Raw genomic sequence first — 25,079 nt, 5'->3', positions numbered from 1 at the left:
TCTCTCCGATCGGTGAGTGCTTGCTCGTGGTTGGTCGGCACGGGGCCGGGTGTCAGGCGGTCAGCCGGTCCGGGGCGCCCTTCGTGGGACCGGGGGAGAGCCGGGTGAAGTGCTCGGTGCTGATGATCTGGGCGCGGTCGTCTTCGGGGAGGCGGGCGAGGATGCCGGGCAGGGGCCGCTCGCGCGCAACCTCGCCGCGGTGCGCGAGGATCGCGGCCCACTTCACGTCGGCCCAGGGGGTGACGTCGACGCTGGTGGTCACGTATGAATCCGGGACCGCGAGGACCTTCTTCCCCACCCCTTCGAGCAGCGGGCCGAGCATGCCGACGCCGGACTCGGGGTGCGTGGCCGTGTACAGCGCGGCCGGCTGCCACGGGGGGCCCGCTTCGGGATGCAGGTGGGCAAGGCCGGCGGCTTCGACGGCGAGCAGGGTGATCTGATGGGTGCGTACGTGGTCGGGGTGACCCGTCAACTGGCCGAGGGCGTCGTGGGTGACCACGATGTCGGGTCGGAAGTCGCGGATGTGGGCGACGAGCCGGCCGACGGCCTCGTCCACGGGGGCGTCGACGAGCCGGGGCCGACCGGGCGCGGCTTCGGCGTTGCGGGCGTCGTTGTAGCCGAGCAGGCGGGGGGCGCCGGCGCCCAGGACGGCCAGGGCATCTGCAAGCTCGGGAGCTCTTCGGCTGTCGGGGGCCCAGGTGGCGGTGACGACCGCCGTACGGGCCCCAGCGGCGTGATGCTGAGCGAGGACGCCCCCGGCGAGGAGGGACTCATCGTCCGGATGGCCGAAGACAGCAAGCAGACTGGGCAGCACGGGGATCTCCAGGTCGGTCACAGTACGGGGACGGGCGTGCCGGTGAGGTGCTCGGCCCGGCGAGCGAGGTGGGGAGCGAGGTCCGGGTGGCCACCGCGCCCGGCGACCTGAAGGAGCTGGGCGAGCGCCACCAGCTCCCCGGTCCGTCCCGAAGGCGTGTCCAGAACATGCGCGAACTCGTAGCGGATCCGGACGGCCGTGGCCGGCCGGGTGAGGCTGTAGGCGTGGAGCAGCCCGACGTCGAACCCGACGGGAACCAGGCCCCATGACTCCCAGTCGAGGATGACCAGCGGCGGGCCGGTGAGGTTCGCCCAGTGCAGGTCACCGTGGCCCGTGGTCCAGGCGCTGACCTGGAAGGCGGGGATGCCCAGGAACCGGGTGAGGTTCTTGTCGATCCACTGCTGCCGTACGGCCTGCCGGTCGGTCACGACGGTTGCGGTCGCCTCCAGCGCCCGGCGGAGGTCGGCCCACCAGGCGGACGGCAGATCGGGGTCCGCGGTGAGGACCGGGCCGCCGGTCTGGAGGGCGGGCAGCGGCACGTACTCGGACAGCTCCGCGCGGTAGGCGTGGCCGTGCGCGGACCATTCGAGCACGTCATGAAGCCGGGGCCTCGGCACGGCCGTAGGGAGCGCGTGGTCGGCCGTGGACGTTCCCTCCCACATGCGGAGGTTGCGCTTGTCCTGCGGCGCGCACACCAGGCGGAGCCACCACTGGCCGGCCCGGCGGCCAAGGGTACGGCCCTGCCAGCCCCATACGCTTGGGCCGGTGGCCGCCACCTTGAAAGTCCGGGCTGCGGCCGCGTGGGCACGGCGCATCCGGACCTGGTCGTCGCGCTCGTGCGGCGGCACGAACACCGCCGCGGACGGGGAACCGGCCGCGGAGCCGGCCACCGTGCTCACGACCACACCCCGCGCGCTCGGCGAGGACGGGAAGGACAGGAGTCTCGGTCGCCCCTGGCGGAGGCCGGGACAGCGTGGATGGTGACGGTCATGCCTGTGGTGCCTCCAGTGGTCGGGGCCGTGCAGGGACGGGGAGACGCAGGTGTTCGAGGGCCGCGTGCAGGGTCTGCTCGGAGGTGAGGGCGCTGGTGTCGATGACGTGGCCGCCCGTGTGCATCCAGCCGATGGCGGCCTGCTCGTAGTCGGATGCGCGCCGGCGGCGGTAGGCGCGTACGGCTTCGCTGCGTTCGGCGTCGCCGGGAAACTCCCAGCTGACCGCGATCCGCTTCTGGAGGGCTGCCGGTTCGGTGTGCACGACGAGGTGGTGGAAGCCGCCCACCTGGCGCAGCCGGGCGAAGATCTCCTCGGCGTGGTCGGGGTTGAGGACGGTCATCGGCACGATGACGGGGTCGCCCGTGTGCCGGAGCAGGCCGGCGACGAAGGCGCCGGTCAGCTGCCGCCACAGCGGAAGGTCCTGGTAGTCCCGGGGGCGCAGGGCGTGGTCGGCGAGCGTGCTGCGCAGCAGGTCGCCGACGGCCTCCGGGTCGGCGACCGTCGCGCCGGGCAGAGCGCGGCACAGCCCGGCGGCGAGGGTCGTCTTGCCGCCGCCGAACGGCCCGTTCAGCCAGATGATCACGCGTCCCCCGCGGTCGCGGTGATCGTGTCGGTGGGCCGCGCGGGGGCCGGGAGGTGTCCGTGGCGGCCCGGCCACCGGAACACCAGCCGGGAGGATGCCTTGTCCAGGACCTCCCCGGTGGGCAGCAGGTCGTCGGGCGTGCCGGCCGGGTGGACGGTCAGGACGGGATCGGTGTGCTTGTCGTTGTCGTCGGCGCGGATGTGGCGGTCCCAGGCCCGTACCGTGGCCGCGAGCTGCTCGGCGAGCTCGGGACCCTGCTCGCCGAAGGCGTGCACGGTCCACTCCCACTGCTTGTCCTCCGGGCGATCACCATCCTTGGTCTGGATGTGGATCAGGTAGGCGAGCGAGGCGTCACCGAGGATCGCGGGTGCGTCGCGGTCCTTCGCGATGTCGGTCACCCCCTCGGCCGGGTCCTGGTGGGCGACCAGGCGGCAGAAGTTGGGCAGGGTGGTGGCCGCGTACAGCTGCAGGGAGCCGAAGTAGGAGTTCGCCCCGTCCATGGTCACACCGGTGGCGACCTCGTGCCGCAGCTCGCGCAAGGCCTTCTCCAGGCCCTCCGTGCCGGCTGTGGCGCCGTCGTAGAAGCGCAGCGTCAGCGCGCCGTCGAGCAAGGGGACGACCGGGACGGGGCGGGCCTGCCGGCCCTGGTCGCGGACGAAGCCGCAGTAGGTGAAGTGGCGGGCGTGGAGCACCTCGCCGCGCCGCTCGAACGTGACCGCCCGGGTGTAGCCGCCCATCTCCAGCGGCAGGACCAGGCGCCCGCCTTCGGCCAGCTGCTCGCGCCAGGCCGGGGCGATGTCCCAGCAGTTGTAGGTGATCATGCTGGCGTCGAAGCCGCCGCGGGGTACGAGGTGGGCGGGGGCGCCGAGGGCGGCGTCGGCCTCGACGGCGGTGACGCGTCCGCTGCCGGCCTCCGTGAGGAACTGGCGGGTGCGGCGTACGACCCACGGGTCGATGTCCACCGTGACCACTCGACCGGCACTCGCGACGTGGGCGATCAGCTCGGCGTTGTAGCCGCCGGAGCCCGCTTCGAACACGATCGCGCCCGGCTCAAGACGCAGGTGCTCGATCATGTCGGCCTGGAGCCAGGCCGCGGACACCGAGCTGATCGCAGTCCCGGTCTCGTCGCGGCGGGTGACCACGGCCCGGTCCCCGCCGTCGTACGCGTCCGCCAGGCTCACCTCCGGGGCGAAACGGTGGCGCGGCACGGTCCGCAGCGCCCGCTGGACCGGCTCGGACGGGGCCCAGCCGCCGTCAATCACCGTCTGGGCCATCGCCCGGCGCAGCCGGACCGCCTCGGCCGGCTCACCCGGCACGGGCGGCCGGTCGACGGCCAGGGGGTAGGAGACCACGGGCGGCAGGTCCGGGATGACCCCGGGCCATACGGCATCCAGCGCGGACGCGGCAGGGAGAAACACGTCCCCGGCGCAGGCCAGAGCGTGCAGGTCGAAGAACTCCCAGCGCGCGAACTTGTCCTCCTCCGGGTTGGCCAGCGTGCCCGTCCACGCGGTGATGCGGACGACTGCCATGAGTCGCGGAGTGCCGTGGCTGTCGTCGACCAGCATCGACACCACGTGCGCGTCGGCCGGGTCGGCGATCAGACCGGTCTCCTCGGCGAGTTCGCGGACCGCCGCGGCAGCGAAGTCCTCCGCACCGCGGGTCTTGCCGCCGGGCAGTTCGAGCATGCCGCGCCGGGAGCGGCCGAGCAGGACCCGCCCGGCGTCGTCAGTGATGACGGCCAGCGCGCCGGTCAGGGCGTGGGCGGTGGTCGGCCGCTTCTCGACGGCCCGGGTGTCGGTGTGGCAGGGGCCGCGCAGGACCAGGAACGCCAGGCCGTCCGCGTCCAGCCGCTCCACCCTCTCCCAACCGGCACCTACCAGGGCGATCTCGTCCTCATCGAGGGCGATGCCGCGCCGCTCCTCGGGCGTGGTCTCCGCCACCGGGGTGATGATGACGAGCGCGCCACCGCGGCGCAGCCGCTCGCCCAGCGCGTGAACCACGCGCCCCCGGTCCCGCACGAACGGGTACATCAGGCGCATCGCGACCAGGTCGTACCCGTCCTCGTGCAGTGGGGCTGGGTCGTCGCGCTCGATGTCGAACTGCAGCCAGCGCACGCCCTCGACCTCGGCGTGCTCCTCGCGGGCCCGGGTGATCGCACTCTCCGCGAAGTCGACGGCGTCCACGCGGTAGCCGAGACCGGCGAGGTAGGCGGCCAGCTCGCCGGTCCCGCAGCCCGCGTCGAGCGCCCGCCCGCCGCCGTGGGGGACGGGGGTGTGCTCGGCGAGGAGTTCCCGCTCGCGCTCGCCGAGCTGCCGGAAGTTCTTGCCGTCGCTGTAGTGCTGCTCCCACTCATCGCGGGCGGTGTACGTCAACGTGCTGCTCCTCGTGCGTAGGTGCGCTGGTGGTCAGGGGCGTTGTGCGGCGCGGAGTCGGGCCAGGGTTCGTCGGCCGCGCTCGACGAGTTCGGGGTCGCCGTGGGCGGTGCCGTAGGAGATGCCGGAGACGGAATCCAGGACGGACAGGACCGTGAGCTGGGTTTCTTCCTCCGGGGTGAAGGGGCGGCCGTAGCCGTCCATCACGGCGGCCAGGAGGTCGGGGCGGCCGTGCCAGGCGTCGGAGAGCCGTACGAAGTCCCTGACCGCCGGGCCCTCTTCCGACCGCTCGAAGTCGATCACGTACAGGGCATCGGCGTCTTCGTCCCACCTGAGATTGCGGAGCTGGAAGTCGCCGTGGGTGGGCACCGCGTCCGGGGCAGGCAGGCCGGCGGCCTTCCGGGCGGTGGTGCGGATGAACTCCTCGTCCCCGGGGGCGAGGAGGGGCCCGGCGTCGGCCAAGTGCCGCTCCAGCTTCCCCAGCGGCAGGGTGCCGGCGGCCGGGCGCGGTGGGGCGCTGGTGTGGATGGCGGCGGCGAGCTGCCCGATGCGGCGGAAGATGAGGCGCTGCTCCTCCGGCGAGTAGACGGCGCCGTGCAGGGAACGGCCTCCCACCGCGGTGAGTACGACGGCACGCAGCGTGGGGTCGGCGGCCACCAGCCGGGGCGCCGCCGCCCCGAGCCCGGCGACCCAGCCGCGCAGCGCGTCCACTTCACGCCGGTGGAAGCGGTCGTTCTGGTGGATCTTGACGTACCAGGTGCCGCCCTCGGCGCCGTCCGTCCTCCATACGCGGCTTTCCGCCCGGGCCCAGGACACGTCCGTCCATGCGGTGATCCGGCCGACCGCCTGCTCGGCAAAGACGCGCACTGCTTGCTCTGGGACCGCGCCGCGGTCGGCGGGTTCGGGGATCAGGACCAGCCGGTCGACGGACGGGTCGTATGCGATCGGATCGCCGGGCTCCTGGAAGTGAACGGCCATCCGCGCACCGGCCCGGTAGGCGTCCAGCCCCGCCCGGCAGTACGCGACCATCGGCTCCGGCAGCTTGTCGAGCGCGAACCACTCCATGGCATCGCACACCTGCCACTCCATCACCTTCGGGATGCCGTCCCAGTGCCGGACCTCGAAGAACACTCCCAGTCGAGCAGCCCCCGCGGGGGAGCGGTGGTGCACCGTAACAGCCGCGCGGACATCGGCCGGATCGACCACGACACCCGCCTCCTCCCGGGTCTCGCGCACCAGGGCCGTCACCACGTCCTCCCACGGACCGTCCAGATGTCCGCTGACCAGATGCCAGCACCCGGCCGCGTACACGTCGCCGGCCCGCCGTGACAGCAGTACCTCGGGCCCCGCAGGGCCGTCGCGCAGGGCGATGAGGTGGACGTCGAGCGGCTCGGTGTGCCGCCGGGTGCCGGTCACGCGGCGCCGCCGGGGCGCGCTTCGTCCGAGGCCGTCGCCGGGGCCGACGGGTCGGGGCGGGTCATCATGAATCTCCAGGAGCGTGCGGAAGTTGCCAGGTCAGGGCGCCGTTCGGACTGGTGCTCCGCTGGGCGTCGTCGGTGTCGAGGTGGAGCCGGTAGGCGGCCGGTTCGCCGGCTGCCCGCCAGCGGGCGGCGGCGTCCTGGATCTCCGCCCAGATGTCCCGGGGGCCGCAGGTCGTCACGTCCCACCGGCGGCGGCCGGCGGCTCGCACGCGCATCCACGATCCGCACTCGGGCGCGCCGACCGTCAGGTCCTCGGCGCCGAAGTGGCGCACCAGCCCCGGGTACAGCGCGTCCAGGGCCAGCCACATGCCGCGCGCCGTGTCCGCCGGCGGCGCGAGCCGGCTGCGCTGCGTCCACCCGTCCGCCGTGGTGATCGTCTTCCGGAAGGAGGCGGACAGGAACAGCCGGTCGAAGCCGGCACCGGCGCGGTGCCCGAACTCGACCGCGCGCAGCTCCGCCTCCACGGTCCCGTCCGGTCGTTTGTCGATCACGGCCAGGCCCGGCCACGACGGCGACGACGTCCCGAGCGTCATCAGGGCGCGTCCGCCCGGCGCCAGTTGCTCCACCAGGGCTGTCGGCACGCGGGGGACGGCGAAGGAGACGAAGACCCGGTCGTACGGCGCCGTCTCGGCCCACCCCGCCGTGCCGTCCCCGGTCACCGCGGTCGGCTGGTAGCCGAGTGCGGACAGGCGCTCGCGGGCGGCGGCGGTGACGTGCGGGGCGATGTCGAGGGTGACGACGCCTGCGTCGCCGCACAGGAAGCACGCCACGGCCGCGGTCACCCCGGCGCCGGTTCCGACGTCCAGCACGCGCTGCCCGGGGCGCAGGTCCAAGAGCTGGAGCAGGTCTGCGGTCATGCCCATCGTGCTCGACATCGCGGTCATCACGCCCCCGCGGCGCGGTCCGGCAGTACGGCCGAGGATCGGCTCCCCGTCGTGCTGGATCGCGACGCTGTCCCCGCTGTGCAGCCGCTCCAGCAGCTCCTCCCGGTCGCCCGGGCGGGACCAGTCGAGCAGGTCCCAGCGCGGCGGGGTCTCGTCCGGGGCGCTGCGCCGTACGTACGCCTGGGGCATCAGGACCTGGCGCGGCAGTGCGAGCAGGGCCTCGCGCACCGGCCCGGGGCGCAGCTCTCCGCTCTCCTCGAGCCGGGCGACCATCGCCGCCCGGCCTTCTGCGGCCCCGGAGGTGTCGCCGGCGAACTGCGGCGGCACGAAGGGCGCGGCGGACAGAGCGGTGTCACCGCGACCGTCGCACCCGAGAGGCCCGGATGGGGCGGGCACGGCAGACGTCACCGCCATGGCGTGCGGCACCTTGTTCACGTGGCATCTCCTCCGGGCGAGCGGTCGGTACGGTCGTCTTCCGTACGAGCGGGCGTGGGCACGGCCGGAGGCGCCGTCCGCGGCGCGTGCGGCGACGGCACGGCAGCATTGCCCGTCCCCGGCGGGGCGGGCGGTGAGCCGGGCATGTGCCGCAGCGCGCGCAGCGGGGATCGGGCGAGGACCCCGAGCGGGACGAGCAGCAGGAAGGTCCCGGCGGTCAGGGTGGGGCGCACCCCGATCCAGGTGCCCAGGCCGCCGGCGAGCAGCGCGGCCACGGGGCGGGCGCCGGCCGTCAGCCACGTGCTCACGGACTGCATCCGCGCCTGCATCCCGGCCGTGGTGATGATCTGACGGATCGAACGCTGGGTGGTGCCCGCGGCACCGGCGCAGGCGAGCTGAAGGAACAGGGCGACACCGATCGTGATCTGCCAGCGAAGGCCGGGGGAGGCGAGCAGCAGCGGGATCTGGGTCAGCGGGGTGATCGCGAGCGCGGTCAGCATCATCGGCCCCGGGCCCCACCGGCGGGCGAGAGCCGGAGCGGTCAGCGCCCCGGCGGCCGCCCCCAGGGCACCGAGGCCGAGCATCACGCCGAACGCGGTCGCGCTCACCGCGAGCGTCCGCAGGAGGTACAGGGCCCACAGGGTGTTGAGCAGGCCGAGCGCGAAGGAGGTGGTGGCGTTGACCAGCGTTAGGGTCCGCAGCCGCTCGTCGCCGTGCACGTACCGCAGGCCCTCGCCGATCTCCTCCCCCAGCCGGCGGGCCTTGGGGCGAGCCGCCCGGGCGGGTTCGGCGGTCTGGATGCGGGCGGTGCATCCGGCGCTGATCAGGAAGGAGGCGACGTCGCCGAGCAGGGCCCGGGCGGGGCCGAGCACTGCGGTCAGCGCGGCGCCGAGGTGGCTTCCGGCTGTCGCGGCGATCGCGAACAGCGCGCCCACGCGGCTGTTGCTCCGCTGGATCAAGGACCGGTCGACGAGGCTGGGCAGGAGGCTGATGGCCGCCGCGTCGTGCAGGACGCTCGCCGCTCCCTGGACCACGGCGACGATCATGAGCTGCGAAAGGGTCAGCGCGTCCAGCGCGGCCGCCACCGGCACCGTGGCGAGCGCTGCGGCGCTGACCAGGTCACTGGTGATCATCTGTCGGCGCTTGGAGTGCCGGTCGGCGAGGGCGCCGGCGTGCAGGGCGAGCAGCGCGGGCGGGAGCTGCCCGAGGAACGCCAGCCATGCGACCTGGGCGGTGGTGGCGTCCAGGTGGAGCACGGCCAGCACCGGCAGCGCCATCTGGGTGATGGAGCTGCCGGCCACGCTCGCGGTCTGGCCGGTCAGGTACCGGCGGAAGTCCCGGTGCCGCCACAGCGAGGCGCTGGAAGAAGCGGGGGATTCAGCGCAGGACGTCACGGAGCGCCTCCTCAGCTTCGTCCAGGCGCTCCCACAGCACGCCCGTGGCCTCGTGCCGGGCGCGCCCGTACGCCTCCAGCGCCGGGGTGACCGCAGCGGGGTCGTTCAGCGGCTCGGACAGGGGATAGACCGAGCAGGCCAGATACCCGGCGGCAACCCGCGGCACCGCGAGGAGGTCCTCGGCCGGAAGCTCCGGGTTCGCCGCCCGGTAGGCGCCAACGGCTCGGGCCAGGCCCGGGATCCAGTCGTCCGGGCGGGCCAGTACGGTGCGCGGGTCCAGCACGATCCGGCCGAGCTCCCAGGCGGCACTGCGATGCCCCGGGGGCCGGAAGTCGATCACTGCGGCGACCTTCTCGCCGCGCAGCAGCAGGTTGGGCGAGGCCAGGTCCCCGTGCACGACCTGCGTCATCAGGGTCGCGGGCAGCTTCTCCAGGCGGGCCACAACCTCGGGAAGGGCGGCACGACGCTGCTTCGCGGTCTGGGCGCACCAGGCGTCGAACCCGTCCGGTGCAGGCGGTGCGGCGGCCCAGCGGGCGAGGAGTTCCTCCAGCCGCCGCCCGGCCCGCGCGACGTCGCACACTGCGCGGGCCGCAACAGGGCGCGGCGGTCCGGCCGGGTGGCCGACCAGGACCCGGTGCAGCCGGCCCACGGTCTCACCCACTGCCGCCCACCGGCCGCCGGAAAGCCCGCCCTCGGCCGTCTGCGCATCCGCGACGTACTCCGCCACGGACACCGACAGCCCGCCGGCTGAGGCGATCACGTCGCCGCTCACTGTCCGCCGCACGGCCGGCACGGGCACCCCGGCCCGTCTCGCCGTCTCACCCAGGGCCAGCGCCTGCCGGTCCTCGGCCACATCGGTGCCCGGCGGGTACGCCTTCACGAACCACCGCCGGCCCTTGTGGTCCTCGGCGAGGTAGTTGCGGGTCACCGTTCCCGCCGGTCCCTGGCTGACCGCCGTCGGCGTGATCCGGTACAGCAGCGCCAGGATCCCGGCCACGGCCATCGCCTCGGCCTCGCCGCTCATCTCGGCATCTCCGGCGCCGGGGCAGCCCTGCGGACGGCGCCGGGCCGGGCGCCCGGCCCGGGCCTGCGACAGGTCGGCATACGCACGCTGTTCACCAGCCCATCTGGGAGAAGGCACGGCCCTTGGCGATATCGCTGATGGCGGTCCGGGTGTAGGAGACAAGGCGATCCGGAAGCTCGTGTGTCGGCCACCACTTCCAGGTCAGGCACTTGTCGGGCTCACGGACTTCCGGAGTGCCCTCCCACCGGTGCGCCCGGAAGACGAGTTGCATCAAGGGCAGGCTGTCCGGGCTGTCGACGACGTGGACGACGTGCGCGAGTTCGACGTCAGCGGGGTCGATGACCAGTCCCGCCTCTTCGCGCGCCTCGCGGACCAGGCACGCGAGGGCGGACTCCTGCTCGCACCGCCCAGCGAGGTAGTGCCAGGTGTCGCCCGCGTACTTCGAATCGGGGTGACGCAGGCCGAGCAGCACCCGGCCTTCGTCGTCTTCGAGGTGGAGGTGGACCCCGACGCCGTTCAGCACCACCCGGTCGCCCCCGTCCCACACGGGAGGAGCCACGGCCCGGCCGTCGTCCGGAGGATTCTCGGCCGCGTGCCGGCGAATCAGAGCACGGGTTGCGGGGCTCAGCCGCAGCCGGTCCAGTTCGTCGGGCGTGAACCAGTGCAGCAGCACGCCCTCGTGTAGCCGGAGCCGGTCCGGGTTGCCACGCCATCGGCCGGCGAAGACCCGGACGGGGACGCTGAGGCCGTCGATGCTGGTGGCGTCCTCCACGGCGTAGGGCGTGAGGTCCTCGAGGCGGAGGTCGGGTACCTCCTCGGACAGCTCCCGCTGCAACGTGGCCTCAAGGCTCTGGTCGTCGTGCGTACGGCCGCCGCCGAGGAGGGCGAACGCCCCCGACTCCCAGATGACGCCGGGCTTGTGGTCGCGCAAGTGGAGCAGGTAGCGGCCCGCCCCGTCGTGGATCAGAGCGGAGGCGTTCACCGGTTCCGGCTGGCCGTCCAGCCGCGCCTGGAGGAGCTTCGCGCGCAGCGTCGGCGAGGTGACCTCCGGCTGCGGGAGCCACTGGGCGCCGGACACCTCCGCGTCCTGCAGCGCGATCGCGGGCGGCTCCTCGCCGGCGAGGTAGAAAACGTAGCGGACGTCGTAGTGGCGGTGGGCCGGTTCGCCCTTGGCCGGGTTGCCGTCGATGTCGTGGACGTCGATGTCGATCGGAGAGCCGAGCAGCTGCCGGGTCAGGCACAGGACGCCCGGCGCGATCCCGGCCTCCTCCGACACCTCGCGCAGCGCCGCGGCGAGCAGTGTCCGGTCGGCGGGCTCGATGTGGCCGCCCGGGGCGAGCATGAGGCCGCCGGTGGCCCGGTGCCGGATGTGCAGCACCCGGCCCTGCCGGTCGATCACGACGGCGCTGCACGTGACGTGCCCGGGCAGCGTCGTCCGCGCCGTCACGTCGGCGGGCTGGTCCAGGGCGGCGAGCAGCCCGGACAGGGCCTCCCGCTCGCCGGGGTGGCGGGCGAGGTACGCCTCGACGGTCTTGCGGATCGAGGAGGAGCTGGGGGGCATGAGCGTTGTCTCGCCTTCGACGTAGGGGCGGGGTGCTGCGGGGCCGGGCTGGTGGGGCTCGCGTGGGTGGGTCAGCTCGCCGTCTCGTGGTCGGACGGCTGGACGCGGCGGGGGCCGGGAAGCATGTCGGCCGCGGGCGCGATTCCGTACTGGGCGGCCTGGGCGGTGAACATCCCCTCATACAGGCCGCCCGGGCGGGCCATGAGCTCGTCGTGCGTACCGTCTTCGACGACGCGCCCCTGGTCGAGGACGTAGATGTGGTCGGCGTTCATGGTCGCGGCGAGCCGGTGGGTGACGAGGACGACCGCGTGCCCCTGCTCGGCCAGGGACCACAGCCCCTGGAACGAGGCGATCTCCGCATGCGGATCCAGTGCCGAGGTCGGCTCGTCGACCAGCAGGAACGGCGCCTGCCGGTACCTTGTTCGAGCGTCCCCCAGCTTCTGCCACTGGCCGCCCGAGAGCTGGACACCTCGCTCGTATCCCTTGAAGACGATCGAGTCCCAGCCGTGCGGCAGGCCCTCGATCAGGTCGAGCACACCTGCCTCCTTGGCGGCCTGGCGGACGCGGTCCATGTCCCGGGGGCGGTCGCCGGCGCCGATGGCCACGTTCGCGGCCGCCGTCATCTCCCAGCGCGGGAAGTCCTGCGCCAGCACCCCGACCGCGGCGAACACCTGGGCACGGTCCGCCTCGCGGAGCTCAACCGGTTCGCCCGACTCGCCCTCCCACCACACGCTTCCTTCCGTAGGCAGGAGGAGTCCGGCCAGCACCTTGGTGAGCGTGGTCTTCCCCGAGCCGTTCGCCCCCACCAGGGCTGTCACCTTCCCCCGGGGAACCTGCACGCTCACGCCCTTCAGGGACGGGCCGTCGGCGCCCGGGTAGGTGAACGACACCGCCTCCGTCCGCACCTGTCGCACCGGCGCGGGCAGCGGCGTCCCGGAGTTCGGGATGGCGTTCTCCCCGGCGATCTTGATGGCGTCCTCGGTGTCGGTGAGGAACAGCAGCTCCTCGTAGAGCCGGTTGACCTGCTGCACGAGCGACGTGAGCCGCGCCGTCGAGGTACGGATGGCGATCACCGCGGTCCCGCCGACCGCGAGCGGCAGACCGCCGGACGCCAGGAGCCACCACAGCACCCCGTAGCAGGCCAGCGACGCGAGGCCGGCGAGGCCTCCGGCGACCAGGTCCGTGGACGCCTGCGCCCGGGCCAGGCGCCGCTGCTCCGCCTCCGTCTGCCTCGACATCTCCTCGTAGCTGGACAGCAGCTTCGCACCGGCGGCGTGCACGCGGAGCTCACCGGCCGCGTGCGGGCGGGTGAGGTAGGCCAGCAGGGAGGCGATCGCCCTCCGGTGGTCGACCCAGTTCAGGCGGGACAGGTAGTCACGGCGCGCGGAGCGAACCGCTCCCCACCCCTTGGGCAGGGCAATCGCCAGCAGCATCGGCAACAACGCCCAGTGCAGCGACGCCAGCACGACCGCGGCCGCCGCCATACCGATCACCACGCTGCCCACGCCGACCGACAGCCGGAGCATGCTGCGGGCCGAGTCCGTGCCGAACTTCCCTGCCTCCAAGACCCGCTGGACCTCCGGCCGCTCGGTCGCCTCCACCTCGACGTGGGTGACGGCCGTGTAGTACCGGGCGGACACCGCCCGCTCCACCTGCGGCTCCAGCCGGCCCGACATCGCCGTCGACCACGCCGCCAGCACCGCGGTCGCCACCGCCGCGACCGAGAGCACCACCAGCGACGGCAACGCGTCGCGGAGCTTGTCCGCGGTCGGACCGTCGGCGAACAACCGGGTGAGCACGCTGTTGACCGCCACCAGACCCCAACCGGCGGTCACGCCCTGCCCGAGCTGCGCCGCCACGAGACCGGCGAGCGCCCGCCGGTCCGTCTGCCAGCCGGTGCGCAGCACCATGGCCACCATGCGGGGAAGCGCGGCTGCCATGTGGCCGAACTTCATCCGGGTGAGCGGGCCTTCGTGCCGGACGTATGACTGGTCGTAGCGCAGCCGGCCGCCGTACAGCTCCCGCTCGGCGTCCGAGATACCGTCCGGGACGGGGGCCTTCGGCGGGTTCTCGGTCTCGTCGCTGGCTGGTTCGGCTGTCGTCAACGTGTTCCCTCTCGTGGACGTGATGGTGGTGTCGGCGTGTTCAACGACGCCGCAGCGATTTCGAACACATGCGCTTTCGGACGGGTTTCCTTGCCCGGGGTTGAGCGGTTCTCCGCAGCTGCACGGTGCACCGACCCTTGCCGCGTAAGAGCACGCGGCCGGGGCGGATTGGCCGAAACGCCGATGGTCGGGCGCTGCGGCTGCATGTGGGTGACGGAGGCTCGCGATCGATGCACTCAGTCGCCTTCGACGGTGATGCCGAGTTCGGTCACCAAGGCCTGGATGAGGTCGTGCTGCTGGCCCGGGCCGATGCGGACCCTGGTGAGGTGGGTGATGCCGCGCACTGTGGAGAGGTCGTTGCCGCGTAGGTCGGTGTCCCGGTAGCGGCCGGGACCGAATCCCGTGAGGCGGAGCCCGCACTCGGAGAAGACGACATCGGAGAGATCGCAGTCGGTGAAGGTGGCCTCGGTGAGGACGCAGCCGGCGAACGCGACGGGGCCGGTGGCGCGGACCTTGGCGAAGGTCGCGTAGTCGAGTCGGCAGTTCTCGAAAAGGACGTGGTCCAGGACCAGGCCGTCCAGCGCGGCAACAAGCAGCTTGGTGTCCAGGATGACGACACGGGTCAGCTTGCTCTCCTTCCAGCGCACCGCGCGGAGATCGCTGCCGACGATCTCCACGCCGTGCAGGTTCAGGTTCTCGAAGCCGACGTGCTGGGCGCGGACGCCGTGGATGCGGCCGGTGACGAGCCGCGTGTCGGAAAGGTCGAGGGAGCGGAGGTCCGTGTCGCCGAAGGCGAAGTCCTGGACGGCACCCCGCGGGTTGTCCAGGGTGTCGATGCCTGTGAGGTAGAGGCCCGGCTCGTCCAGGTCGGGCAGGGTGATTGTGGCGGTGCCGAAGGTACGGGTGCTCATGGACACTCCTTGCTCTGCTCCCGGGCGGCCGGTCGTCGGGCCGCCCCGGCGCCTGCGGGGGCTGGGACTTCTCTGCTCCGGTGGAGACCTGCCGGAGGGCGGCCGCACCGGTCCTGGCGTCTCTCGGGCCAGCGTGCGGGCGGTGGGCGGTGCCCGAAGCGTCAGCGCGTCTCCTGATGGCGGCCGTGGCTGCCGGCCTCGGACCCCGGGACCGGGGGCCGGGCAACCGCGAGGCGCAGCGTCATGACCGCGTGGTCGGTAAGGCCCGCCTCGCGGGCCTGGTGGTGGTAGTCGCAGGCGAGTACGCGGTCGGCATGGCGAGTGGAGACGAAGAGGTGGTCGAAGCGGAAGCCGCCGCCGGTGCGCCCGTACCAGGAGTGAGTGATCTTGTCGGGGTGCAGATGGCGGAAGGCGTCGGTGAGGCCAGCGGCTTGGAAGGAGTCGTAGAAGGCGTACTCCCAGGCGCCGAAGATCTTGTGCGGGGGCTGGTGACCGCGTTCGATGACGTTGAGGTCCCCGGCCACGATGACGGCCATGTCCGGGAAGGCGGCGGAGAGCTTCGGCAGGGCCTCGCTGACCGAGTCCTGGAAGGCGCGCTTGGCGACGTTGTGGTGCTCTCTGGGGCCGCGGGAGGGGACGTACAGACCGAGGACGCCGATGTCGTGGCCGCCGGTCGTGGCGCAGGCCGCCGGGGCCCGGTGGGGCGTGACGGCGACCGGGCTCTGGACTGGTTGGGCGTCGGCGGTGCGGCAGGCGATGACCGTGCGGTAGTCGGCTTCCGCCGGCTGCGGGGCGATCACGGTGGTGTACCCGCGCTCGCCGAGCGTGGCGACGAGAGCGGCACCGCCCTGAGTGGAGGACACCTCGGTGAAGATGGCGATGTCCGCGTTCTCTTGGGCGGCGACCCAGGCGGCCTGGCGGCGGGAGCGGTCCGGGGAGGCGTGCTGGGCGTTGAACAGCAGCAGCCGTACGGCGTCGTCGGCCGGAGCGTGCGAGGGTTCGTCCGGGGTGATCAGGGACAGCTGCTCAGCGGGGGCGCTCATCGGGCGGCGCCCTTCTCGTCGAGGAACGCCTCGCTCTGGGGCGTCTGCTGAACGGGTCGTAAGGACGCCACGCTTTCACGGATCACTCCGCTGCTGGCCCGAAGCGCATGGACCAACCTGTCGGCCAAGGTCTGAGGGAGCCCTCCGTCGTCCAGCCCGCAGGCGTGGACCAGGTCGCGGGCAGCGTTCGTTTTCCCGGAGGAGATCAGGTTGGTGAAGCGGGGGTTGGCTAGGCATTCGCGGGCGGCGTAGCCGTCGGTCGCGGCCATGGTTCGACGGTGCAGTTCCTCGGCGACGAGGTGTGCTGCGGGGCTGTCGGGCTGGTCGAGGAGGTCCAGGACGGTCAGCCCGAGGCGTGTGTCGAAGACGGTCGTACCGATATCGGGTTCGCGCTGCACGTAGCTGTTCACCAGCTCGGGGAGCAGGTCGTCGACGGGGCGGTGGGCGGCTCGGTGGCACATCACGGCCAGGCAAATGGTGACGGCGTTCTCCCAGGGTTCGCCTGGTGTCGTCTCGGCGACGAGGCCGGTGGCATGGTCCGGGTCGCCGTGGAGGACGGCGAGTACGGCGGCCTGCCGGCCGTCCAGCATCCGAAGTCCGAGGCCGTGGTGTTTCTCGATGTGGGCCAGGGCCTCGGTCCAGCGGCCGGCGGTGGTCAGGGTGCGGGTGCCGTCGGCGAGGATCACCCGCCACAGCCAGGCGCGTACCTCGTCGCGGTCGGTGTCGCTGGTGGTCAGCTTCGCGGGGATGCGGACGCCTTCGAACTCTGCGGGGGCGGCGTTGCTGACGGCGTCGAAGAGGTCGAGGAGGCGGTGGCGGCCGTCGTCGGTGTTGCCGGCGCGGATCTGGAGGCGGGCGAGGTTGACGACGGGTTCGAGGGCTCGGATCGCGGTCATGCCGGGAAGGGGGGTGGCGTGGAGGTAGGCGGCGGCGTGCTGGTGGCACCACTGGCGGGCGAGGTCGGGCAGGCCGAGGTCGGAGGCGAGGAGCGCGGCCTGGTTGTAGACCGCGGATGCCAGGCCCTGGTCCGCCTTCGTCTGGGCCGTGGCGGCGAGCTCGACCAGGGCGCGGACGCGCTGGTTGAGCGGCAGGCAGGCGGGGCGGAAGCGGGAGATGAGGGGGAAGCGCCGGGCTATGGAGGCGTACGGGTCCATGGGAACTCCCGGGGAAGGGAACGGCGAGTGGGGCTGCGGGCCCGCCGTCGGTCGGCGGGCCCGCGCCGGGGGGCTACTGCCAGGTGACGAGGACGCGGTTGAGTGGAGTGTCGAGGACGAACGTGCCGGGCTGCTGGTCGATGGGGGGCGCGTCGAGCGGCAGGAGCTCGAAGGTGGCTTCCCGGCCGCGGTACTCGCGGTCCCAGATGCGGATGGTGTCGGCGACCTGGGAGGCGAGTTCCTCGCTGCCGGGGCCGTGGCCGACGACGCCGAACTCCCAGAGCTTGCCGCCCTCGGGTGTCTTCTCGTCCAGCAGGCGCCGGGTGAGGTAGGTGAGCGCGCCCTTGTCCACGGCGGCCGTGGAGGAGGGGTAGGGGTCCTCGGTGAGCACGGTGCCCTTGGCGTCCTGCGGGAACAGCATGCGGATCAGACCGGAGGGCAGGGAGCAGGAGACGAAGAGCTCCATCCACTCCGGGCTCTCCATGGCGCGGACCTTCATCCCGGTCCACTGCTCGGTCTGCGGCTGTTCCAGGACGCCGGCGAGGGCGTCGGCGTCGATCTGCTGCCCGGCGGGGGCCTGGAGGCGCACGGTGCTCTGCGTGGAGAGGGGGATGACGCGGCGGTCGTCGTCGGCGATGCCGCGCCGCAGCGGCATGAAGGTGTTCATCTGCGAGCCGGATGAGATCCAGCGGCCGTCGCGCTCTTGGTAGACGATGGAGCGCGAGACGCTGCCCTTGAGACGCTGGGGGGTGACGAGCCGGCCACCGGGGGCGAGCTGTTCGAGCCAGGCGGGCGGGATGCCGTGTGCGCCGACGGTGGCGATGATCCGGTCGTAGGGTGCGCCCTCGGCGTGGCCGAGGGCGCCGTCGCGGGTGAGGGCCTGGACGTTGGTGAAGCCGGTGTCGGCGAGGTGGGCGCGGGCGCCTTCGACGAGGTCGTCGTCGACGTCGATGGTGGTGACGTGTCCGTCGGGACCGACGAGGTGGCCGATCAGGGCGGCGTTGTAGCCGGTGCCGGCACCGAGTTCGAGGATGCGCTCGCCGGGCTGGGCCTGGAGCTGGTCGAGCATGAGGGCGACGACGCTGGGCTGGGAGGCGCAGGAGATCGACGTGCCGTCGGTGTCGTACTTGATGTTCACCGGCGCGTTGGCGTAGGCGTCGGTGAGCGGCGCGTCGGGGACGAACCGGTGCCTCGGGACCGTGCGCAGGGCGTCCTCGACCTCGGGGGTGCGGGCGTGGCCTTCGGTCTTGATCTGGTCGACCAGGGCGTTGCGCAGGCGCTCGGCGTCGGCTTCGGGTGTGGTGAGCGTGTCGGTGTTCACCGCGCTGACGCTATCGGCGGCGGGGGTGTTCGCCTGGGTGGACGCGGTGTTGTCACTCGATCCCATGACTGCCTCTCGTGCGATGTGGAACAGGGTGTGCTGGTCTGCGGCAGGCAGGCCGGCACGGTTGGCGTGGAAGATCACGTGGTGGGTGATGACGGCGCGCAGACCGCGGGTCAGTTCGCCCTGCGCGGCGAGGCGGGCGAGGGCTGTACCCGCCCGTTCGAACGCGGCGATCCACTGCGCGTGGCCGTCCAGCGGCCCGCCCGCCCGGCACAGGCTGCGCGCCTCGGTGGTCATCAGCTTCCGCATCGCCGGCAGCAGGGTCTCGGAAAGGCCGGGAGCCGAGGTGCCGGGGCGCAGGGCGGCGGCCTTGCTCCACACGTCGCCCTGCTCGAACCAGTCGAGGTTCGCGGCGCGCATCAGGCTGCTCAGCAGCAGGACGGCCATCTCCGCGCGGTCCAGGTGTCCAAGGCCTGCCTGGTAGGCGAGGAGGTGGCGGCTGTCCTCGTGGAAGAGGTCGTGCGCGGCCGCCATGGCTGCCGGGCCGCCGAAGGCGTCGGTCTCCGGCTCGTAGATCCCACTCGTCCAGGAGGACGCGATGCCGTCCGCGACCAGGTCGTCCAGCAGCGCCGTGACGGCCGGGGCAGGCTGGTCGGCCAGGTACCGCAGCGGCCAGGGCTGCTTGTTCATGAACCACCAGCCGCTGAGCTGCCTGTCGGCTTCAGCCTCGCTCAGGACGGGGGCGAGGCGGTCGGCGATGGCGGCGCGCGCGGTCTGCCGGTCGGGGAAGGTGATCTGGTGCTGCTGCCAGTGATCGGCGGGCATCAAGGTCCTCTCGGAGGTCAGGCGACGAGCAGGAAGGCGTCCCAGTGGGTGTGGGGCGGGGCGGTACCGGAAGCGGCGAGGAGGCCGAGCCCGATACCGGCGGCGCCGTCGAGGAGCCCGGCGCCGGCCGGGCTGTCGACGAGTGCCGCACCGGCCTCCTCGGGTTTCGAGCCGAGCGGCAGCAGGGCGGCCAACAGGTCGGGCAGAACGGCGCGGAGCCGGTTCGCGGTCTCGGGCGCGGCGTCGGCGGCAGTACGGACGGTGAGGTGGGCGAGTCCGGCAAAGCCGTGGCACAGGCCAAAGTCCGTGGTGGCCCACAGCTGGGCGGGGTCGGTGAGAGCGTCCAGGAGGGCGTTCTCGGCGACCGCTCGGCGGGCGGGATCGACGAGCACGAGGGCGGCGAGCTGCTGGGCACGCGCTATGCCGGCGGTTCCGTAGCACCACGAGGGACGCCGGGGCCCGGCGGGCGCGAGCCGGCCGGTGCGCAGCTCGTCGCGGGTGACCCAGTACGGCCAGGTCCGGTCCTGTGAGGTGGCGGTGGCCCAGCGGTCGAGCCAGGCCAGGATGGTGCGCAGGGCCTGGCGGTGGCCGCTGACCGTGATGCCGCGACGGGCGCAGAGCGCGAGCAGAGCCAGGACGGAGCCGATGCCGTGGGCCATGCCGGAGTTGCCGTGGCCGCCGGGGAAGCGATCGTCCGGCCGCCCGGAGGGCCCGGTGAGCGTCCACCACCCCGGCAGGGTGTCCCCTTCGTGGGTGATCGGTTCGGTCAGGCGTACGCAGTAGTCGAGGACCGATCGCAGGGCCGGGCCCGCCGGGTCGCGGCGCAGGAGGTAGCCGCCGAAGCCGGTCAGCCCGCGGATCGCGTCGAACTCGGCGAGCGCCGGGAGCTGTCCGGTGTCGATCCGGCGGTGCGCGGCGTCCAGGCGGCGTTGGACGTCGTCGAGGATCTGCCGGTCCAGCAGGGCGAGGTCGCGTTCGTAGGCGCCGGGGAGCCCTTCGGCGGCGCAGGCCAGGACGTGCGCGAGCGCGGGGGCGCCGTAGAAGGGGTGGCTGTCGGCGCCGCTGGTGAACGGCCGGCGGGCGGCGGCCGCGAGCCAGTCGTGGGCGCGCTGCCAGGGCCCGAGGCCGGCCGCGGCCCGCTCGATGTGCAGCAGAGCGATGCCGATCGGCCCGAGAGCAAGGTGCTGCCGGGCGGCCTGCATGCTCACCATGGCGGGCGCGGTGCTGGGGTGGGCGAGGCGGTCGGCGATGCCCGCGGACAGTGCGAGGGTGGCCTCGTGGTTCACCGGGTCCTCCTGGGGCGGGCGTTGAAGGCTAGGGCTGCGGCGCGGGCGAGGTGGAGGCAGATCTCCTCCTCGGGGAAGTTGACCGCGACGTGCCGTACGAAGTGGGTGTGCAGCAAGGAGGTCAGGACGTCGTCCAGTGCGATGCCCTCGGTGTCCGGGCCCGGCAGGTGCTCGCGGTAGGCGGCAAGCGCGGCGGTACGGTCGGCCCAGCCCGCCACGATCGCCTCGCCGCCAGGGACTGCACGGAGCGCGGCAAAGTCGTCGTGTGGGTCGGCCAGGCGGACGGCCTCGGTGAACTGCGGCCTTGGGATCGGTTCCGGCGTCCGGTGCGGGATGTGGTCGATCAGCCAGCGCGCGCCGGCCTGCGTATTGCCGAGGAACGCCGAGGTGATCGCGAAGGTGTGGGCGGCCACCAGCGTGCGCTGCTGCGGGCGCCGGAGCTGGGAGAGCTGGGTGACGACGGCCCGCGAGTCCGCCCGGAACGCCTCCTCGGCGGCGTCCCACGCGCGCCCGGAGCCCCAGCGGCCCATCTCCCGGTAAGAAGTGGGGTAGCGCAGGTCCGCCAGCAGCCCGGCCGTGCGCAGTTCGTCGGCCCACGCGCTCACCGTACGGGCGGCGTCCGCGAAGCCATCGGGGTCCGGCAGGGCGATGCGCAGGCGAAGGTGCTGGTCGGGGTCGCGGAAGCGGATGAACCACCACGGAGGAGATCCGAGCTCCCGGATGAGTTCGGGGACGTGCTGGGCCAGCACGGCGTCCTGGCGGCGCAGGTCCCCGTACAGGGCGGCCAGTAGCACCGAGGACGCGCCCGGCGTCTGCGACTGGGCCCGCGTGAGGGTGCGGGCAGGGGTCGGCTGGGGCAGCGGCGGCCACGCGGCGGACCGGGTCGCCTTGAGGGGGACGATGATGTCGTGGGCCCGGCCCTGGCTCCAGCCGTACGCCTGCGGCCCGGCCGCCTCGGTGAGCACCACGGCCGAGGCGCGGTCGAGGTGCCGACGCAGCAGACTGCGGTGGGCGGCCTGGGCGAGGTCGAGGGGGAGGAGCCGGTCGCCCTGGACGAGCTGCACGTGCTGAGGCAGGCGTCGACGGCTGCGCCACTCGCCGAGCGCGAGGTTCCATTCCGCCGTGGGCCGGTCCCGGCCGGGCAGGTCGGCCGCTTCCAGCCGCCACCGGGCCGGGGAGAGCACGATGCGGCCGTAGCGCAGGCGCGGGAGGAACGGCGCCATCGCGGCGGCGCCCCAGTCGAAGGTGGTCACCTGGGCGCACTGGGCGCGCGAGAGCTCGGTGAGCAGCCGGGCCAGCGGCGGGGTGTGCTCGGTGAGGTTGAGCGCGTGCATGCCCACGGCCTCGATGCGACGGCCGAGAGCCGGGGCGGCCAGGTACATCCGGCGGCCGTCGCAGGCCACCGCGAGATCGGCCGCAGTGAGCACGTCCGGGGCGGGCGGCCGGTGCTCTTGCAGGCTGATCAGCAGCGGCAGGACGCGGGGGGTCCGGGTGACGTGCGCGGTGTCGGGCAGCAGCGGAGGGAAGGAGAGCTGGGCGGGGTCAGTGCCGAAATCGGCGGCGGGCAGGTCGGCCAGCTCCGCGCACAGCGCCTTCCGCGCGGCGGGATTCAGGACGCTGGCGAAGCGGCCGGTGCTCACCCCGGCGCCACGGGACACGCTCGTGACCTCCACGGTGAACCGGCCGCGCTGCACCTCTTCGACGCTCGCCGCGTGCAGCCGCACGCCGACCTCCAGGTGCGGCGGCACTCGCGGTTCCTTCGGCCCCACGTCCAGGGCGTCCACCATCTCGTCGGTGAGCACCACCTCGTCGTGCCTGTCGAGCGCGGCGGCCTGGGCGAGGCGGACCAGCACGTCGTCCCGGGGGGAGATCCGACGTCGGCGGGCGCCTGCCGGGGCCCCGGGGTAGCCGGCGGGGTAGCCGATGCCGCTGTCGGCGACGACATCGAGGAGGGGCACCATCGTGCCGATGCCGTACCGCTCGTAGAACCGCTGGTGGTACTCACCCAGCCCGCGCCCCCCGTACGGGCGGGCACTGAGCCGGGTGAGGACTGTGGCGGCCCGCTCGACCTCGCGCGCCACTTCGTCGGGGAGCCGGAGGTGTGCGTCGAGGCGGAGGTCGAGTGCCAGCGGGTGGCGGCGAAGGCCCGGTACCAGCCGCCGCATCCGGGCGGCCACCTCCTCCCGGTCATCCGCCGAGGCGCACTTCGGCAGCGCCGCGTGGACGGCGCGGAGGTCTCTGACCGTGCCGACGAGCGGGGCGAGGGCGTCGGCCCGGGCCGCGTCGAGCTGGGCGAGGACGTAGCCGAGGGCGTCGGTCTCGGTGGCCGGCGCCTGAAGGTTCGTGATCAGTACGCGCCGCCGGATCAGCCCTACCAGCAGCCCGTGGACCCGCTCGGGCACCACACCAGGGAACTCCGCGCCCAGCTTCTCGGCCAGGTCCTCGAACCGGACCGGCTCCTCCGCTGCGGCAAGGGCGCTGCGCACCGGGGCGGACAGCTCGATCGACGCCTCCACCGCCCGCCGCCCGTCGTCCTGGTACGGGACGATCAGGCGCCCGTCCCGTACGAAGGCCGTGTTGTTCACCATGACGGACAGCCACGGCAGCAGCTCTCCGCTCTCCTCCAGTTGCTCGACCAGCCGGGACAGCCACTCGGCGCCGGCCCGCGCGACGACCACATGGTCCTCGCCCCAGACGGCGGCCGTCCTGTCGCCGAAGGCGGCGGTGGTGACGCCGGCGAACAGACCGAACGGCGTGGCCCGGTGCCCTGCCCGAAGCAGGTAACGGACCAGGGAGAGCCCGACGCGCCGCACGTCGCGCCCGGAGGGAGCCGGGGACGCGCACAGAGTCTCGACCTGGGCCCCCAGGTCCGGGCTGGCGTGCCGCACGGCCTCGGCCAGGGCGGGTTCGCTCCAGACGGCGCGCACCCACGCGAGACGGCTGGCGGTGATGTCTTCCTGACCGGCGTTGGGGAGGGGGCGGTCGTCGAAGTCCGGGAAGGGAGTCTCGGCCGGGGCCGGTCGTGCGACGGCACGCACGAGGGCGGTCGCGCCGGCCCGGAATGCCGGTGGTGCAGTCACGAATGCCTCCTTGAGCCGGGCGGGAAGGGCGGCCGGGGCCGCCGCACCATCGGTGTGGCGGCCCTGGCCAGGTTTAGGCCGGATGGCCCAGGTCAGGCGACGTTGGTGGTGCAGGCGCCGCAGGTGGTGCCGCAGTTGTCGTCGGTCAGGTTGGTCAGCCCGGCGGCGTCGGAGACCTCCAGCAGGCTGACGTTCAGGGTGAACCCGTCCTCCTGGGCCACGGGCTCCTGGACCTGGGTGGTGCTCTGCGCGATGTTGCGCGTCATGTCAACTCCTCGTTGATAGATGGGTGTTGCTGACTTGGTGGCGCTGCCAGAGGCGGGAGGCCGGAGCGTAGCCGGAGGGCTGGCTCCGTCCGCCGGGTTCTGGCCAACCCGACGCGAAGCCGCGGCGGGAAGCTTTTCCGGTCTCACCTGGGCAGGCGGGCCGGGGGCGGAGGGGCGGCTGCGCAGGGGCAGGCCGTAGGCGCCTACCTCGTAGCGCTGCTGCTCGCCGGACGGACCGTCGGAGGGAGGACCGGACCCCCCCAGCCGGGCCCTCGCCACGGCGGCGCGGCCGGGGCCGGGTGGAGCGCCCACGCCCGGGGGCAGAGCCCGGCCCGGGGGCGGCACGAGTCCGGCCGGGCCGCGTGAGGGTACTCATCGCGCGTCCTCCTCGAGCCCGCGCCGTGTCGCGGCGGGAACTGTGCAGTAGATGAGCACGGCCAGGCCGGGCGACGGCGCGGCGGCAAGCCGAAGCCGGGCGACCCGATGGCCGTCCGGGTTGCGGCCGGAGCCGAGCACGTCCCAGCCGAGGTCGCGCAGATGCCCCAGGAGCCGGCCGTCGGTTCCGCCGGATACGGTGCTCCGGCCCGGGGCCTCGGCGTACACGCAGTCGATGCCGGTGCGGGCCGCATAGTCGGCGAGCCACAGCCTCATCAGCCATCCGACACGGTCGGTGCGGCCAAGCGCGGTGTGGGCCAGTGAGACTTCAGGGCCGGAGCCGGGTCGTCGACGGCCCACGACCGCAGGTCCGGCTGCCGGTGCAGAAGGAGGCAGCCGACGAGGACTTCGTCCCCGTCGTCGTGCTCGTACAGGCCGACCGCCTCCGTACGGTGGTCCCGGAAGGCGGCGACGTGGAGGGCGGGCGCATCGAGGCCGCGCCGGGCGAGCCACAGGCCGCGGTCCTGGACGAGAGCGGCGGCCGCCTCGCGGTCGACGGCCGTCACGATCGGCCGCATCTCGTACGCCCACGTCGCCCGGCCGTCGCGGTCGACTGCCGCGCCGGCGGAGGCAGTGGTGCCGGGGGTGATGGTGTTCATCGCGCCGCTCCGGCGGTCCCGCTGTCAGGCTGCTCGGCGGTAGTGGTTCCTTCGCCGCCGAGGATGCCGTAGGTGCGGGCCAGCCCGATGAGGTGCGCCGCGTTGCTGGCGCCCGCCCTGCGTACGAGGCCGTCGGTCCTGGTACGGAGTTCGCCGGCCGGGATGCGCGCTGCGCGGGCGATGTCGTCCGGTCGGGAGTGCTCGGCGATGGCGCGGATGAGCAGCAGGTCGTCCGCGTCCGGCTCGAAGGCGCGGCGCAGCAGCGGGGACGGGGGCGGGGGAACCTGCTGGTGCCTGAGGAGGGCATGGGCGAGAACCGCACGGGAGGAGCGCGGAGGGCAGTGCAGGCTCTCGCGCATCACCCGGACGTGGGAGCTCACCGTGTCGCCGGACAGGTGTTCCTCACGCGCGATCTCCGGGTTGGTGAGCCCGCACACGAGGTGGGCGGCGACCCGCTTCTGAGCCCGGGTGAGCGGAGTGATCAGGGCTGCGACGGTGGTGGTCATCTGGA

The 25,079-nt window shown here is 73.3% G+C and carries 20 protein-coding genes; all 20 read right to left on the bottom strand.

The window, feature by feature from the left end; all coding sequences use genetic code 11:
* Nucleotides 1-52: 52 nt before the first annotated feature.
* Nucleotides 53-811: a PIG-L family deacetylase gene (locus AB0E14_RS04950; protein WP_362412403.1), complete on the bottom strand. Its 759-nt coding sequence runs from the start codon at nt 809-811 to the stop codon at nt 53-55.
* A gap of 20 nt (nt 812-831) precedes the next feature.
* Nucleotides 832-1,713 (bottom strand): hypothetical protein, encoded by an 882-nt coding sequence (locus AB0E14_RS04945; protein WP_362412084.1) that lies wholly within the window; start codon nt 1,711-1,713, stop codon nt 832-834.
* 88 nt (nt 1,714-1,801) lie between these two features.
* Nucleotides 1,802-2,389 carry an AAA family ATPase gene (locus tag AB0E14_RS04940; protein ID WP_362412082.1) on the bottom strand — a complete coding sequence of 196 codons (588 nt, stop codon included), beginning with the start codon at nt 2,387-2,389 and terminating at the stop codon, nt 1,802-1,804.
* Nucleotides 2,386-4,761: a methyltransferase, FxLD system gene (fxlM, locus tag AB0E14_RS04935; RefSeq protein ID WP_362412080.1), complete on the bottom strand. Its 2,376-nt coding sequence runs from the start codon at nt 4,759-4,761 to the stop codon at nt 2,386-2,388. Before fxlM (AB0E14_RS04935) ends, AB0E14_RS04940 begins: the two co-directional genes overlap by 4 nt.
* A gap of 33 nt (nt 4,762-4,794) precedes the next feature.
* Nucleotides 4,795-6,177: a phosphotransferase gene (locus tag AB0E14_RS04930; protein ID WP_362412077.1), complete on the bottom strand. Its 1,383-nt coding sequence runs from the start codon at nt 6,175-6,177 to the stop codon at nt 4,795-4,797.
* A 64-nt stretch (nt 6,178-6,241) separates the two neighbouring features.
* Nucleotides 6,242-7,561 (bottom strand): methyltransferase domain-containing protein, encoded by a 1,320-nt coding sequence (locus AB0E14_RS04925; protein WP_362412074.1) that lies wholly within the window; start codon nt 7,559-7,561, stop codon nt 6,242-6,244.
* Nucleotides 7,558-8,955 carry an MFS transporter gene (locus AB0E14_RS04920; RefSeq protein ID WP_362412071.1) on the bottom strand — a complete coding sequence of 466 codons (1,398 nt, stop codon included), beginning with the start codon at nt 8,953-8,955 and terminating at the stop codon, nt 7,558-7,560. Before AB0E14_RS04920 ends, AB0E14_RS04925 begins: the two co-directional genes overlap by 4 nt.
* Nucleotides 8,939-9,979 carry a phosphotransferase gene (locus AB0E14_RS04915; RefSeq protein WP_362412068.1) on the bottom strand — a complete coding sequence of 347 codons (1,041 nt, stop codon included), beginning with the start codon at nt 9,977-9,979 and terminating at the stop codon, nt 8,939-8,941. Before AB0E14_RS04915 ends, AB0E14_RS04920 begins: the two co-directional genes overlap by 17 nt.
* A gap of 91 nt (nt 9,980-10,070) precedes the next feature.
* Nucleotides 10,071-11,540 carry an NUDIX domain-containing protein gene (locus tag AB0E14_RS04910; RefSeq protein ID WP_362412065.1) on the bottom strand — a complete coding sequence of 490 codons (1,470 nt, stop codon included), beginning with the start codon at nt 11,538-11,540 and terminating at the stop codon, nt 10,071-10,073.
* Nucleotides 11,541-11,611: 71 nt separating this feature from the next.
* Complete coding sequence (locus tag AB0E14_RS04905; RefSeq protein WP_362412400.1) at nt 11,612-13,495, bottom strand: ABC transporter ATP-binding protein; 1,884 nt, start codon at nt 13,493-13,495, stop codon at nt 11,612-11,614.
* Nucleotides 13,496-13,881: 386 nt separating this feature from the next.
* Complete coding sequence (locus tag AB0E14_RS04900; protein ID WP_362412062.1) at nt 13,882-14,556, bottom strand: pentapeptide repeat-containing protein; 675 nt, start codon at nt 14,554-14,556, stop codon at nt 13,882-13,884.
* A 161-nt stretch (nt 14,557-14,717) separates the two neighbouring features.
* On the bottom strand, nt 14,718-15,599 hold the full coding sequence (locus AB0E14_RS04895; protein WP_362412059.1) for an endonuclease: 882 nt from the start codon (nt 15,597-15,599) through the stop codon (nt 14,718-14,720).
* Nucleotides 15,596-16,753, bottom strand: coding sequence for a hypothetical protein (locus tag AB0E14_RS04890; RefSeq protein WP_362412056.1), 1,158 nt, complete (start codon nt 16,751-16,753; stop codon nt 15,596-15,598). The genes AB0E14_RS04895 and AB0E14_RS04890 overlap by 4 nt, the downstream gene beginning before the upstream one ends.
* 73 nt (nt 16,754-16,826) lie before the next feature.
* The gene (gene fxlM / locus AB0E14_RS04885) at nt 16,827-18,902 is read right to left on the bottom strand and encodes a methyltransferase, FxLD system (protein ID WP_362412053.1); all 2,076 of its coding nucleotides are present in this window, start codon (nt 18,900-18,902) and stop codon (nt 16,827-16,829) included.
* A 17-nt stretch (nt 18,903-18,919) separates the two neighbouring features.
* On the bottom strand, nt 18,920-20,188 hold the full coding sequence (locus tag AB0E14_RS04880; protein ID WP_362412050.1) for a lanthionine synthetase C family protein: 1,269 nt from the start codon (nt 20,186-20,188) through the stop codon (nt 18,920-18,922).
* Entirely contained in the window at nt 20,185-23,115 is a 2,931-nt protein-coding gene (locus tag AB0E14_RS04875) for a lantibiotic dehydratase (RefSeq protein ID WP_362412397.1), read from the bottom strand. Before AB0E14_RS04875 ends, AB0E14_RS04880 begins: the two co-directional genes overlap by 4 nt.
* Nucleotides 23,116-23,360: 245 nt before the next feature.
* Nucleotides 23,361-23,534, bottom strand: coding sequence for an FxLD family lanthipeptide (locus AB0E14_RS04870; RefSeq protein WP_096624476.1), 174 nt, complete (start codon nt 23,532-23,534; stop codon nt 23,361-23,363).
* A gap of 372 nt (nt 23,535-23,906) precedes the next feature.
* Nucleotides 23,907-24,185 carry a hypothetical protein gene (locus tag AB0E14_RS04865; RefSeq protein WP_362412045.1) on the bottom strand — a complete coding sequence of 93 codons (279 nt, stop codon included), beginning with the start codon at nt 24,183-24,185 and terminating at the stop codon, nt 23,907-23,909.
* Entirely contained in the window at nt 24,185-24,568 is a 384-nt protein-coding gene (locus tag AB0E14_RS04860; RefSeq protein WP_362412042.1) for a hypothetical protein, read from the bottom strand. The genes AB0E14_RS04865 and AB0E14_RS04860 overlap by 1 nt, the downstream gene beginning before the upstream one ends.
* Nucleotides 24,565-25,074 carry a LuxR C-terminal-related transcriptional regulator gene (locus AB0E14_RS04855; RefSeq protein ID WP_362412039.1) on the bottom strand — a complete coding sequence of 170 codons (510 nt, stop codon included), beginning with the start codon at nt 25,072-25,074 and terminating at the stop codon, nt 24,565-24,567. Before AB0E14_RS04855 ends, AB0E14_RS04860 begins: the two co-directional genes overlap by 4 nt.
* Nucleotides 25,075-25,079: the final 5 nt, after the last annotated feature.

The organism is Streptomyces sp. NPDC047981, from assembly GCF_040653315.1.
Classification (GTDB): domain Bacteria; phylum Actinomycetota; class Actinomycetes; order Streptomycetales; family Streptomycetaceae; genus Streptomyces.
The sequence above is the reverse complement of the archived record's forward strand: the minus strand, read 5'-3'. Positions and strand labels throughout refer to the sequence as shown.